Raw genomic sequence first — 12,859 nt, forward strand, 5'->3', positions numbered from 1 at the left:
CGGGGTACCATAGATGTGGAGCTGCGGTTCGACGCCTCGACTGCCAGCGAAGCGCCGCGCGGGCGGTGCTCGATCTTGAGGGCGCGGGTGTGCTCAAGGCGTGCACCTTCAAGCCCACGAACAATTTCAAGACAGCCAGGTTGGCTTGTGCACAAACGACTACCGCCTGCAGGTATTTTCGGGGCATATTGCCAGCCGTAAGGCCAGGCGTGCGCATACACGCATAACAAGATCGAACGAGGCATCCAGCAGTGGAACGAAGGCATTTCAGCGATGCCATGCAAGGGTCGAACCTGAGGTTTGTGGGCAACCCGCAGCAGCCCCCGGTGGCCCAGGCGCGCGTCGGCTTCCTGCTGCTCGAACATTTTTCCTTGCCGGCCTTCACCCAGGCGCTCGACACCCTGGTGACGGCCAACCTGATCCAGGCGGCGTCTTTCACCACGACCACCTTCAGCCTTGACGGTGCCTCGGTGGTCAGTGACCTGGGGTTGGTGATCTGTCCGGATGCGACGCTTGAGGGGCGGCAACTGGAAGGCCTGGACCTGCTGGTGGTGTGTGGTGGCCTGCGCACGGTGCTGCGTCCGCTCCCGGAACTGACCCAGTGGCTGCAGCGGGTGGCGCAAAAGCACGTGGCCGTGGGCGGGCTGTGGAATGGCGCGTGGTTCCTGGCCCAGGCCGGGTTGCTCGATGGCTACCAGTGTGCGGTGCACCCTGAACACCGCGCGGCCGTGGCCGAAGTCGCCAAGGACAGCCAGGTGACCGGGGAGAGCTACAAGGTCGACCGTGACCGGTTGACGGCGGCCAGCCCGGCGGGGGCGTTCAACATGGTGCTGGAGTGGATCGGCCTGCGTCACGGGCGTGGGCTGGTGGATGCGATCATCGATATTCTTGCCTTTGAAGCGTCGCGTTATCGCCGTGTGCGCCCTAGCCAGCACGAAAAAATGAGCGAGCCGCTGCGCGAAGCGATCAACCTGATGAGTGCCAACCTGGAAGAGCCATTGAGCCAGGACCAGCTGGCGCATTACGTGGGGCGTTCCAAGCGCCAGATCGAGCGGTTGTTCCAGTCGCAGTTGGGGACCACGCCGGTGCGTTACTACCTGGAGTTGCGCATTACCGAGAGCCGGCGTTTGCTGCAGCATTCCGACTTGTTGCTGATTGATGTGGCATTGGCGTGCGGCTTTGTTTCACCGAGCCATTTCAGCAAGTGTTATGCGTCGTTCTATGGGTATGGGCCGTCGAAAGAAACCCGGTATGGCTGCGTGAAAGGTGCAGAAAAGCCTGTGAGTGCGTTATTGCCCCGATAACCGGTTGTTTTTTCGTATTTTTTTATCGCTGGGGGTTTCCTGGTGAGCAGAAACTTGGTACATTTGCGCGTATTCCTGCCGAGGCCTTTCATGGGCTTTCAGTTGCATCACAGGGGCGTCGCCAAGCGGTAAGGCAGCAGGTTTTGATCCTGCCATGCGTTGGTTCGAATCCAGCCGCCCCTGCCATTTTTTCTGCATGATTTCTGCTTGTTGCGTAAAGAGCTGCCCGATTGTGTGGCGGTTTTTTTGTGCGTGTTCTGCATTCATCCCCGTCCGTCCACGCTCATCGATCACCGCACTGTGCGGCAACCACGCCACGCCGTAGCCCTCGATCGCCATGCGCATCAGCAACAGCGCCATGTCCGCCTCGTAGCAACGCTTCAGCACGCTCTGGCCAGGCGCATTGCGGATGACGATGTCGGCCACGCGCGCCAGAAACGTGGTGGCGGTGTAGGCCGGGTGCGGGATCGGCTTGCCCGCCGTGCCCGGCAAGCGGTGCAGCGGCCGCCCATGATGGCCCGGCGCACACAACGGGATGAACGCATCGTGCCCCAAGGTCAGGCTGCCATAGCGCTCAGGGTCCAGCAGGATGGGCGCCAGCGGACGGTGGTACACGATCATCAGGTCGCAATTGCCTTCCTCCAACGCAATCACCGCATCATGGATGTTGGCCGCCACCACGCGCGCATTGAACTGCTCGTTGTGCCGCTGCAATTGCGCCAGCCACTTGGGCAGGAAGGTCACCGACAGGCTGTGCCCAGCCGTGACCTGGATCGAACGCCCGGGCATGCGCTCATTGGTCGACCCCGCCACGCTGCTGGCGCGCCGGTGCGCACATTCAGCAGCTGCAGCGCCGACTCGTTCAGCGCCACCGCCAGGTTGCCATCGCCGTGGCGTTCGCGCACGACGATCAGCTGATTGTTCTGTGGAACCTGCAGCGCCCAGCCCACGGCGCCCCACAGTGCGATCGGCAGCATCGCCAGCCAGGGCGAGACGGCGGCGGCAAGCGGCAACGCCAGCAGTGACCCGGCCACTACCAGCATGATCGCCAACGTCAACTGCGGCCCCCGTACGCGCTCGGGCAGCGGGCCGACCAGGAAACTGCCTGCCACCCCTCCCAACCCCCACACCCACAGGTACGGGGTGACGTTCTGCGCGCCGCCGTACCCCGGCTCGGCCAGCAGCGGTGCGATAAAGGTATACATGCCCAGGCTCGACACGGCGGCCAGCAGCGACACCGCCAGCAAGGTCAGCACGCGCGCATCGGCCAGCAGCGAGCATTTGCTGCGCAGCGTCTGCACTGGCGTCGTCGGCAACGCCGGCAACCTCGCCGTCAGGCCCAGCCAGGCCACGGCGCCGAGTGCTGCCACCAGCCACAGCGCGGCCTGCCAGCCCAGCCAGTCGGCCAGTAGCAGGCTTAGCGGAACACCCAGCACGGTGCCGCTGGCCATGCCGGTCATGATCAGTGCAATCGCCTTGGTGCGCTGGTCGGCTGGCGCCACCGTTGTCGCAGCGGCAATACCGGTGGCCAGGTATACGCCGGCCCCCAGGCCCGCCACGGCGCGGCAGGCCAGCAGCAGCGTGAAGTCGGTGACTGTCGCGCTGACGGCGTTGGTCAGCGCAAACACCGCCAGCGCCAGCAACAGCCCCAAACGCTGGCGGGTGGCCGGCAGCAGCGCCACGCACAGTGGCGAGCCGATGCCGTAGGCCAGCGTGAACGCGGTGACCAGTTGCGCCGCTACCGCCACCTCTACCTGAAACGCCTGGCCGATCATCGGTATCAGCCCGGCGGTCACATAAGACGCCATCCCCAGCGCAAAGGCGCCGATGGCGATCAGCAACACCGACGCAGGCATTGTCCTGAACATTTCCCTCTCCCTCACACCCGGCCCGGTTGGCCGGCTGCGGCGACTCTTATGCAGGCCGGCAATCGCTACAATGACGCCCATTTATGCGGTTACAAGGACTTACCCGGATATGTACAGTACCCCTGAACGACGCCGCGCAGACCTCGCGGCATTCTTGCGCAGCCGCCGCGAGCGGCTGACACCAGAGGATGTCGGGCTGCCTGGTGGCGGCCGGCGGCGCACCCCCGGGCTGCGTCGTGAAGAGGTTGCAGCGCTCGCCGGGGTGGGCGTCAGTTGGTACACCTGGCTGGAGCAGGGGCGTGCCATCGGTGTTTCGCCAGCGTTCATCGACACCTTGTGCGGCGTGCTGCGGCTCGACCCGCTGGAGCGGCGTCATGTGTACCTGCTGACCTTTCAGCGCCCACCGGCACAAGTCGGTGAAACCTGGTGCGCCGTGCCGCCGATCATCCACGGCCTGTTGCATGACCTGCCCCTGAGGCCGGCGTACGTGTTGAACCTGCGCTGGGATGTGCTGGCCTGGAACCCCGCCGCCGACAGGCTTTTCGCGTTTTCCCGGCTGCCTGCCGAGCGGCGCAACCTGCTGTGGATGCTGTTCATGGAGCCGCACCTGCGTACGCTGCTGTGCCCCTGGGAGGACCAGGCGCGGCAGATGCTGTCGAGTTTTCGCCGCGACTACGTGCACGCCCAGGCCGAGAGCGACGTGACGCAGCTGGTGCGGGCGCTGGAAGAGGGCAGTGCCGAGTTTTGCCGCGAGTGGCAGCGTCATACCATCGATGGTGCGTGTCAGGGGCTGCGCCATTTGCATCTTGCGGCGCTGGGCCTGTTCACCCTGGAGCACACCTCGCTCATGATTGATGCCGACAAGCACCTGCGCCTGGTGTATTACACGCCCGGTGCAGGCGAGGGCAGTACGGCAGTGTTCGAGCAGTGGTTGCAGGCGCAGGCAGGCAGTGCCGAGCCTTGACCCGCAGCGCAGGGCTGTACGTAGGGGTTTTATCCGTGTGCTGGGATTGCATAAACGCTGACGAGCTCTTCGTCACCAGCTGGGTCATAAAACAAAGGTGATCGCCATAAACCTGTTTTCATTCGTTGATTTTCTGGCGCGGGCTAAAGTTTTGGCAGTATCTAGAATAAAAATGACAGGTTGATCAACAGGTTGCTGGTCTCGGCTGGCGTTAGTGCGCTGGCCCGCGCTATTGCTCTGCGCGACCTGCAAATCACTGGGGTTTCTTCCAGGCTTTCATCGTCCGAAACGAATACTTCCAGGTCGTTGTCTGGTTGTTTCTTATTATGTCGTTGTACAGGTCGGCTATTTTCATTTCCTGGTTCTTTCCCATCCGTGGCTATTGAGCCATTCGATTGGCTTGGTGAACATGTCACCTCTGCCTTTGCTGTGTCATCTGCGGATTCATCGAGATTGTAGCCTGCAGCAGCCTGTTCGACATCGATGGCCAGCTGTATCTCTACGCCCACGGGCATGGGGCTGAAGGTGTGCGCATCGATCGCCGCGGTGTGAGCGGTGCTCGCGCGTCTGGTTGTTGACCTGGATCATTATGGTGCACGCCGCACTATGTTATGGCATTCCTGTTTTGTAGAACTTTACATATAAAAGTCCCCATAAATCTGAGCGTCTCGCGTAAAATGCCGCCGCGCACCGGGGGGGACAGCAACAGCAAACTTCATCGTGTGCCGACGCACTTAACACTCATTGAGGTTTGACGGAACATGCTCAAGAACTTGCCCCTGCGGATGAAACTGATGTTGATTCTGCTATTGCCCTTGCTAGGGTTTTTGACGCTGGCGGGTGTATTTGTCGTCGACAACTACAAGACCTTGCGCGATATGGAAACCACGGTCACGGCCAGCTCCACCGCACAGAAACTCAGCCTGCTGATCACCACCTTGCAGCGTGAGCGTGGCGCCAGTGGGGTGTTCCTGGGCAGTCGCGGCACCACGATGGGGGACCGCCTTGCGCAGATGCGCAAGCAATCGGATGACTCGATCGCTGCCATACGGGCGGTGTCAGGCACGTCCAGTGCCGAGCTTGACACGGTGATTCGTGCGCTGGACGGCCTGGCGCAAACCCGTGCCAGTATCGACAAGCTGGCGCTCAGCAGTGCCGAGTCCGGTACCCGGTATACCGAAACGATCAAAACGCTTATTGGCTACACGCACTCGCTTGAGTCGCGGGTCAACAACGCGACCATTGTTCATGCACTCGGTGCGCTCAACCAGTTTATTGAAATGAAAGAGCGCGCGGGCCGTGAGCGGGTTTTACTGGGCTGGTGTTCAACCAGGACCGTTTCGACGAAACGCTGTTGTCGGCGTTCAGTCGCAACCTGGGTGAATTCACCGCTTACGCCGATGCGTTCCGCCGCAAGGCGCCGGCCGCGTCGCTGCAGCATTTCGACAAGGAAATGCAAGTGCCGGCGGCACTTGAGGTGGGCAAGTTGCAGCGCCTGGCGTTCGAAGTACCGCTGGGCCAGCCGTTGGGCGTCAAGCCGCAAGCCTGGTTCGACCTCGCGACACAACGTATCGACCGGATGGGCGAAGTCGAAGTTGCACTGGGCCAGAGTGTCGGCAGCCTTGCCGCCCACACACGCGATGTTGCCAGCAGGGCCCTGTGGCTGACCATCGGCGCGGCCATTGCCGCATTGCTGGCGGTATCGGTGCTGTCGTACCTGATCATTCGCAACATCAACGAGGCGGTCGGTGAGGTGAACCGGGTGCTGGGCGCTCTGGCGCAGCGTGATCTCACCGCGCGCGCCACCTACCAGAGCAAGGACGAGTTCGGCCAGATCTCGCGCAACCTCAACAGCATGGCGCAGGAAATCAAGGGCATCGTCGAGGAAATCGGCAGTGCCACCACGCAGGTGGCCACCGCCGCCGAGGAGTCCTCGCTGGTTACGCTGCAGACCAGCCAGAGCGTGGAGCGCCAGCGCCAGGGCACCGAGCTGGTGGCCACGGCGATCAACGAAATGAGCGCTACCGTGCGTGAGGTGGCCCGCAGCACCAGCGATGCGGCGCAGATGTCGCAGCAGGTCAACACCAGTACCGCGCAAGGGCGTAGCGAGATCGAGAGCACGGTTGTGCTGATTCAACAGCTGTCGGCGCAGGCCGAGCAGACGGCCTCGATCATCGGTGACCTCAAGCATGAGAGCGACGCGATCTCGTCGGTGCTCGACGTGATTCGCGGCATTGCCGAACAAACCAACCTGCTGGCGTTGAACGCGGCCATCGAGGCGGCGCGTGCGGGTGATCACGGGCGCGGGTTTGCAGTGGTGGCGTCCGAAGTACGTACCCTGGCGCAAAAGACCCAGGAGTCGACAGGCAACATTCAACAGATGATCAGCAACCTGCAGGCCGGGTCGGACCGGGCCACCACGTCCATGCACGAGACCCTTGGCAAGGCGCAGGCCGGTGCAGCGAAGGTCGAGCGCGCCGGCGAGTTGCTGGTGGAGATTGCTGAGGGCGTCGCCAGCATCAGCGATCGCAACATTCAGATTGCGTCGGCTGCCGAAGAGCAGACGGCGGTGTCCGAGGACATCAATCGCAATGTCAACGAGATCAATGACCTGGTCATTCAGGTGAGCGCGGGTGCGCAGCAGACGGCCGTCACCAGCCAGGAGCTTGCGCGCCTGGCCGAGCATCAGCAGCAGTTGGTCGGTCGTTTCAAGATGGCCTGATGCACAGGCGGCAGGTGGGCGGGCCCGGTCGGTGAGCGGGCCTGTGATCGCGGGATTGTTGATGCGCATCAAGGTCGCGCCGTAGCGCCAGGGGTAGCGTGATGGCTCTTGCATCCGCGACCTGGAGAGCATCATGGCCAAGCCCTTTCCAACTGCCCCCAACCACCCCGAACGCATCTGCTGGGGGTGCGACAGGTACTGCGCCGCCAAGGCCCTGGCCTGCGGCAACGGCGCCGATCGCACCATGCATCCGGCCGAGATGTTTGGCGACGACTGGGCTCAGCCGGGTGAGTGGGGGCTCAGCGCGCCAACGCCGGCCACAGGGCCGTGCGCAGATCCTGCTCGGTGAACGGCTTCTGGATCACCGTAGAGTCGTTCAGGCCCAGCACGTCGGTGTCGGCGTAGCCGGTGATGAACACTACCGGCACGGCAGGCCGTACTTGCTTCACCAGGGCCGCCAGTTCGCCGCCGGTCATGCCGGGCATCGCATAGTCAGTCAGTACCAGGTCAACCTCGGCGCTGAGCGCTGTCAACGCCTCAAGGCCGCTGGGCGCCTGGATGACCCTCAGCCCAATCGACTCCAGCATCGTGGCCGTCAGGCTGCGCACGGCGTTGTCGTCATCTACCAGCAGAACCGTCGAGCCCTTTGCGGGCCCCGGCTCGCAGACCGGTGAGGCGGTTGGGGCCACGGGCTCCGCGCTGCCTTCGATCCTGGGCAGGTAGACGCTTACCGTGGTACCGATCGCCAGTGCCGTCTCGATGCGCACACCACCCCCCGACTGCTTGGCAAAACCGAACACCTGCGCCAGTCCCAGCCCCGAACCATGCCCTACCGGCTTGGTCGTGAAGAAGGGTTCGAAGGCCCTGAGCAGGGTCTCCTCGTTCATGCCGATACCCGAGTCGGCAATGGCAAACACCACATAGTTGCCGGGCTCAGGGTCTTCCGGACGCACCGGCGCTACCTCGACCGTGGCGTTGTAGGTGCGCAGTCGCACCGAACCGGTGCCATTGGCCATGGCATCGCGGGCATTGATGATCAGGTTGAGGATGATCATCTCGGTCTGGGTGAGGTCTGCCGACGCCGTCCACAGGTCCTGGGCCAGTGACATCTCGACCCAGATGCTGGCCCCCAGCGCCTTGTTGAGCAGGCCTTGCATGCCGCGCACCGTGGCGTTCAGGTCGACCGGGCGTGGCTGCAGGCGCTGACGCCGCGAGAAGGAGAGCAGTTGGGCGGTAAGCTTGGCGCCGCGCTCGCCCGCGTCGCTGATGTGCTGCAGGCGGGCCCGAACCTTGTCCAGGTTGCCACGCTCGATATCCCGTGCGGCAACGCTCGAACTGGTCAGGATCACCGTGAGCAGGTTATTGAAATCGTGCGCCACCCCGGCCGTGAGCTGGCCGACCACCTCCAGGCGCTGCATCTGTTGCAGTGTTGCCTCGACGCGCTCTTTTTCGTCGATCTGCTCGCGCAGGCGTCTGTTGGTTGCCGCCAGTTCCTCGACCACCGCGCGCTCATCGGTGATGTCGCGCACCGCCGCGTACATCAGGCCGTTCTCCGGCACGATGGTCCAGGACAGCCAGCGGTAATCGCCGTTGGCATGGCGCATGCGGTTGACAAAGCGCGTCGACACGTTGCCGCTGGCGATGCTCTGGGTTTCCTTGACGGTGGCGTCCAGGTCCAGCGGGTGGATCAGCTCCCACAGGCGCAGGCTGCCAATCTGTTGGCGTGACCAGCCCAGGGCTGACTCCCAGGCCGGATTGAAGTTGATCGGGGTCATGTCGAAGCGCAGCACGCCGAGCAACTCGCGCGACAGTTCCCAGGTGCGGTCGCGCTCGCGCGTGCGTTGCTCCACGCGTTCACCCAGGGTCTCGGTCAGTTGCACCAGCGCCTGGGTGGCGACCTTGCGCTCGCTGATGTCCTGCATCACACCGCTGAAGCGCACGCACTGGCCATCCTTGAACAGCGAGCGGCCGTTGGCGTTGATCCAGCGTACCCGGCCACCGGGCAGCAGCACGCGGTACTCGGCATGAAAGCCGGTGTCTTCGCTCAGTGCCCGCTCGATCCTGTCCTGCAGCGGTGCCTTGTCATCCGGATGGCAGCGCTCCATCACCTGGGCGAGATCGAGCTCGCTGGTGGGCGGCACTTCATAGAGGGCCCGGCTGCGTTCGTCCAGGATCATGCCACCGGTACGCAGGTTGAGTTCCCACACGCCCATCTCGGCGGCCTGGATGGCCAGGCGGGCACGGGTTTCGACCTCTTCCAGGGCGTTTTCCGCCGCGCGGCGTTTCTCGCGTTCACGCACCTCGAGCACGGCGCGGCGGATGGCCTTGGGCAGCACCTTGAGGTTCTGCTTGAGGACATAGTCCACCGCGCCCAGGCGCATGGTCTCCACGGCCTGCTGCTCGCCGAAGATGCCGGACAGAAAGATGAAGGGGGTTTCCGGCGCTGCGGCCTGCGCGACTTCCAGTACCTGGATGCCGGACGAGGAGGGCAGCAGGTAGTCGCAGACGATCACGTCAAAGGCCTGCTGGCTCATCGCGGTGCGGGCGCCCAGGTGATCATGCACTACCACCGCTTCGATCTGCAGACCATGACGCTCCAGCGTCAGCAGCGTGAGCTCGACGTCGTGGGCGCTGTCTTCGATCAGCAGCAGCTTGACCTTGGTGAGGAGCGTCGGTGCTCCGGCGTCTTTTTTAGGCATGTCTACACATCATGATTTGGGGCGGCGAACCAGGCGCGTGGAACCCGGTGGTGGCTCGTTCAGCACGGCCCAGAAGATGCCGAGGTCGGAGATCGCGCCGACGAATTCCTTGAACTCCACAGGCTTGACCACGTAGGCGTTGACGCCCAGCTGGTAGGCGCGGTCCAGGTCTGGCTCCTCGCGCGAAGAGGTCAGCATCACCACTGGAATGCTGCGCAGCTCCTCGGCTTCGCGTACCTTCTCCAGCACTTCGAGGCCATCGACCTTGGGCAGTTTCAGGTCGAGCAACAGTACCGCAGGATTGCCTTGCACGCGATCGGCGTAGGTATTTCTGCGGAACAGGTAATCCAGCGCTTCTGCGCCGTCACGCACCACAATCACGTCGTTGGCGAGCTGGCTGCGCTCCAGCGCGAGCAGCGTCAGCTCCAGGTCATTGGGGTTGTCTTCTACCAGGAGTATCGGTTTGAGCATGGCGTGCCCTCGTGTTGATCATGCAATGGGCATGTGGGGTTTCTTGGGGAGTGAAAAGTAGAACACCGCGCCGCGGTCCGGTACACCTTCGGCCCACACCGTGCCGCCGTGCCGCTCGATGATGCGCCGCACATTGGCCAGGCCGATCCCGGTGCCTTCGAACTCCTCCATGCGGTGCAGGCGCTGGAACACGCCGAACAGCTTGCTGGCGTACTGCATGTCGAACCCCACGCCGTTGTCGCGCACACTGATCACCGTGTCGTCGGCGCGCTCCAGCACGTCGACCTCGATCCTGGCCACGGGCCTGCCGCGGGTGTACTTGATGGCGTTGGAGATCAGGTTGCGCATCGCCAGGTGCAGGAACGCCGGGTCGGCCACCACCACGGGCAGGGCATTGAAGGTCCATTCGACCTCGCGTCCTTCGTAGTCGGGGATCATCTCCAGCTTGATCGAGGCCACCATCGCCGACAGGTTCACATCGGACAGGTGCATGGTGCAGCGGCCCATCTGCGAGAAGCTCAGCAGGTTGTCGACCAGGGTGCCGGCAAATTTGGCCGAGTCTTCGATGGTGCCCAGAAAACGCAGGCCGCGCTCGGACAGGTTGTCGCCTTCGACGTCGCCCAGCAGCTCTGCATAGCCCGCAATATGGCGCAGCGGTGCACGCAGGTCGTGGGACACGCTGTAGGAGAACGCTTCCAGTTCCTTGTTGGACTTTTCCAGGTCTTCGGACAGCTGCGCCAGTTCTTCGGCCTTGCGCAGCACGATGCCGAGGATGGCCTGGCGCAGCTCCTGCACGCCTTCGATTTCGCTGGAGTCCCAAGGGGTGGAGAAGCCCTCGATAATCTGTTGCCACTTGTCGAAGCTTTCGCGCGGATTGAGCGAGCCGCTCTGGGCGATGGACTTCTCCGGTCGACCGGCCCAGTGCACCACTTGCGATTGCTCGGGCTTGAACCAGATCAGGTAGTGCGGATGCAGTTCGGAAATGGAAACCGCGAGGATACCGCTGCTGATCTTGCCCAGCTCACCCAGTTCAGGGAGGTCCCGGCCGGCGTTGTCGGTATGGAACACCTCGCTTTCGCTGCGCCGGGCCAGCCATGCCGCCAGGGCCATGATCTGTGCCCTGGACGGCGTGCGCCCGAAGGCGTCGCAGCCGGTCTCGGAAACCACTGCCGCACCCGCGGCGCCGACGAAATCGATGAAGGTATCGGGCAGGGTCCGCAGCCCGAAACGCACGCTGTCCTGGTCGGCGATCGCCCCCAGCAACTGCACGATGCGTTGGCGAATCTCCAGCATGCGCGCGTTGCGCACATGTGCCTCGCGGGTTTCGATCTGCAGCGACAGCACCCGCCCGAGCAATTCGCAAGCGGTGCGGATCTGGAAATTCACGCTGCGTGGCGTGCGGTGGTGGCAGGAAACCAGCCCCCACAGCTTGCCTTCGACCACGATCGACACCGACATCGAGGCCCAGGTCTGCATGTTGCGCATGTACTGCAGATGAATCGGCGACACGCTGCGCAGGGTGGAGAAACTCAGGTCCAGTGCCTGCCCGGTCAGCACATTGTGAGCCGGTACCAGCGGCGAGGGCACATAGTCGGCATCCTCGATCACCCGGATGCGGTTGGAACAGTACAGTGCCCGGGCCTGGGCCGGGATGTCTGAACCGGGAAAGCACAGACCCAGGTAGCTGGGGTAGCCGTCGTCGATCAGCTCGGCGTTGACCAGGCCATTGCCCTCGGCGTCGAAACGGTAGGACTTGACCCGGCCAAAGCCGGTCAGGCGCTTGATCACCCGCACGGCGCGTTCGCACAGTTCATCGATGCTCTCGACATCCGACGCACCACTGACGAAGGAGCGCACCAACGGATACAGGCGAGAGCTGGAGGTCGGCGTGGTGCCGGGGCGCTGGAATTCAGCGATCAGCATGCGGTCGTGACGGTGCAGCATCATCGGCACCGGTTGGTTGCAGTGCTTGCCGATGAGCAAGCGCACGTCGGCCACGTGATAGGGCTGTGACTCGTCCTCGTCCAGCTCGCCGAGCTGGCTGACAACGCTGTCGCCTTGCTCGACCACTGCGCCGAACGGGCTGCCCAGCAGCGCATCGGCCGGCACCGACAGCCACTCGGGAAGGTTTTCGCTGACCTGGCGTATGAGCATGCCGGGCTCTTCGATGACCATCATGAAGCCCTGGGGCTGGATGCTGCCGGGCGTGCGGATCTGCTCGCGCGCGCAGTTGGCCAGGGCGACCTGGAAGGCGTCAGCGGGTTCGGTACGGGTCACGGTGTCCCTCCTGGAGGCGTCATGGCAGGCAGCGGAGGTCGGTGGTGGCCAGGCCTGGCTGGAAAAAACGCTGACAAAGTACCAAATCCTGTCGGTTCACGATGCTAAAACTGATCGCGGCAGGCGCGAATGGTTCATTTTGACATCACGGCGTGGGGTCAGCCTGGCCGTTGGCGGCGACGAGCGGCTGGTTTACTTGATGGGCGTCAAGGGCCGCCACCGCAGGTCACGCTAGGCTCACGCACACTGACGCCGGCCGGACGGAGCGCCGATGACCTATTTCACGCTGCTGACCCTGCACCTGTTTGCCGCGCTGCTGTTCATCGGCACGGTGTTCTTTGAAGTGCTGTTTGTGGGCGCCATTCGCAAGCAGTTGCCGGCCAGCCTCATGCACATGCTGGAGGACGCCGTCGGCAGGCGCGCCCGGCAGTTGATGCCGTGGGTGCTGGTGCTGTTGTTCGGTGCCGGCTTGGGCATGGTCGCGCTTCGCTACCGGCCATTGCTGGCGGCGCCGCTGGATTCCTCGTTCGGCACCTTGCTGGCGCTCAAGATCG

General features: G+C 63.5%; 10 protein-coding genes, 1 tRNA gene and 3 pseudogenes. 7 read left to right on the top strand and 7 right to left on the bottom strand.

Translation table 11 applies throughout. The features are described 5' to 3' along the window. Positions 1-365: hypothetical protein (locus G3436_RS27490; RefSeq protein WP_243667084.1), on the bottom strand; the 365-nt coding region annotated here is incomplete at its 3' end. Between G3436_RS27490 and G3436_RS09285 the strand changes: the two genes are divergently transcribed. Together G3436_RS09285 and G3436_RS09290 are read left to right on the top strand one after the other, a co-directional pair. After that, positions 252-1,304, top strand: a complete 1,053-nt coding sequence (locus G3436_RS09285) for a GlxA family transcriptional regulator (RefSeq protein WP_338001227.1) — start codon at positions 252-254, stop codon at positions 1,302-1,304. The two genes, G3436_RS27490 and G3436_RS09285, sit on opposite strands and share 114 nt — an antisense overlap. A 111-nt stretch (positions 1,305-1,415) precedes the next feature. Further along, positions 1,416-1,490, top strand: a tRNA-Gln gene (locus G3436_RS09290). Between the two features lie 150 nt (positions 1,491-1,640). Here G3436_RS09290 and G3436_RS28840 read toward each other — a convergent pair. Both G3436_RS28840 and G3436_RS09300 read right to left on the bottom strand, forming a co-directional pair. Beyond that, a pseudogene (locus G3436_RS28840) lies at positions 1,641-2,093 on the bottom strand (LysR substrate-binding domain-containing protein); the annotation flags it as partial. Beyond that, positions 2,045-3,172, bottom strand: coding sequence for an MFS transporter (locus tag G3436_RS09300; RefSeq protein WP_163943890.1), 1,128 nt, complete (start codon positions 3,170-3,172; stop codon positions 2,045-2,047). The gene G3436_RS09300 and the pseudogene G3436_RS28840, both read right to left, overlap by 49 nt. 109 nt (positions 3,173-3,281) lie before the next feature. Here G3436_RS09300 and G3436_RS09305 point away from each other — a divergent pair, with 109 nt between their 5' ends. After that, positions 3,282-4,136, top strand: a complete 855-nt coding sequence (locus G3436_RS09305; protein ID WP_163943892.1) for a helix-turn-helix transcriptional regulator — start codon at positions 3,282-3,284, stop codon at positions 4,134-4,136. 161 nt (positions 4,137-4,297) lie between these two features. Here the strand turns inward: G3436_RS09305 and G3436_RS09310 are convergent, their stop codons facing one another. Further along, complete coding sequence (locus G3436_RS09310; RefSeq protein ID WP_163943895.1) at positions 4,298-4,651, bottom strand: hypothetical protein; 354 nt, start codon at positions 4,649-4,651, stop codon at positions 4,298-4,300. 363 nt (positions 4,652-5,014) lie between these two features. Here G3436_RS09310 and G3436_RS28845 point away from each other — a divergent pair. The 3 genes and pseudogenes from G3436_RS28845 to G3436_RS09320 all read left to right on the top strand — a co-directional run. Next, positions 5,015-5,392: pseudogene (locus tag G3436_RS28845) on the top strand (nitrate- and nitrite sensing domain-containing protein); the annotation flags it as partial. A 65-nt stretch (positions 5,393-5,457) separates the two neighbouring features. Then, the gene (locus G3436_RS09315; protein ID WP_420801191.1) at positions 5,458-6,858 is read left to right on the top strand and encodes a methyl-accepting chemotaxis protein; all 1,401 of its coding nucleotides are present in this window, start codon (positions 5,458-5,460) and stop codon (positions 6,856-6,858) included. 133 nt (positions 6,859-6,991) lie between these two features. Further along, entirely contained in the window at positions 6,992-7,207 is a 216-nt protein-coding gene (locus tag G3436_RS09320) for a DUF3079 domain-containing protein (RefSeq protein WP_163943898.1), read from the top strand. Here the strand turns inward: G3436_RS09320 and G3436_RS09325 are convergent. The 3 genes from G3436_RS09325 to G3436_RS09335 are packed head-to-tail and all read right to left on the bottom strand — an operon-like array spanning position 7,158 to position 12,305. Then, positions 7,158-9,557, bottom strand: a complete 2,400-nt coding sequence (locus tag G3436_RS09325) for a hybrid sensor histidine kinase/response regulator (protein ID WP_163943900.1) — start codon at positions 9,555-9,557, stop codon at positions 7,158-7,160. The genes G3436_RS09320 and G3436_RS09325 overlap by 50 nt on opposite strands. Positions 9,558-9,566: 9 nt before the next feature. Further along, positions 9,567-10,028, bottom strand: coding sequence for a response regulator (locus G3436_RS09330; protein WP_163943903.1), 462 nt, complete (start codon positions 10,026-10,028; stop codon positions 9,567-9,569). A gap of 18 nt (positions 10,029-10,046) precedes the next feature. After that, positions 10,047-12,305 carry an ATP-binding protein gene (locus G3436_RS09335; protein WP_338001228.1) on the bottom strand — a complete coding sequence of 753 codons (2,259 nt, stop codon included), beginning with the start codon at positions 12,303-12,305 and terminating at the stop codon, positions 10,047-10,049. Positions 12,306-12,576: 271 nt separating this feature from the next. Between G3436_RS09335 and G3436_RS09340 the strand changes: the two are divergent. Then, positions 12,577-12,859 (top strand): annotated as a pseudogene (locus tag G3436_RS09340) (hypothetical protein); the annotation flags it as partial.

It is taken from the genome of Pseudomonas brassicae (genome assembly GCF_010671725.1).
In the GTDB taxonomy this organism is placed as follows: domain Bacteria; phylum Pseudomonadota; class Gammaproteobacteria; order Pseudomonadales; family Pseudomonadaceae; genus Aquipseudomonas; species Aquipseudomonas brassicae.

Bases quoted from the DNA above. Each gene is read 5' to 3' on its own strand.
- G3436_RS09320 (WP_163943898.1), top strand. From the start codon at position 6,992: ATGGCCAAGCCCTTTCCAACTGCCCCCAACCACCCCGAACGCATCTGC.
- G3436_RS09325 (WP_163943900.1), bottom strand. From the start codon at position 9,557: ATGCCTAAAAAAGACGCCGGAGCACCGACGCTCCTCACCAAGGTCAAG.
- G3436_RS09330 (WP_163943903.1), bottom strand. From the start codon at position 10,028: ATGCTCAAACCGATACTCCTGGTAGAAGACAACCCCAATGACCTGGAG.
- G3436_RS09310 (WP_163943895.1), bottom strand. From the start codon at position 4,651: ATGCCCGTGGGCGTAGAGATACAGCTGGCCATCGATGTCGAACAGGCT.
- G3436_RS09305 (WP_163943892.1), top strand. From the start codon at position 3,282: ATGTACAGTACCCCTGAACGACGCCGCGCAGACCTCGCGGCATTCTTG.
- G3436_RS09300 (WP_163943890.1), bottom strand. From the start codon at position 3,172: ATGTTCAGGACAATGCCTGCGTCGGTGTTGCTGATCGCCATCGGCGCC.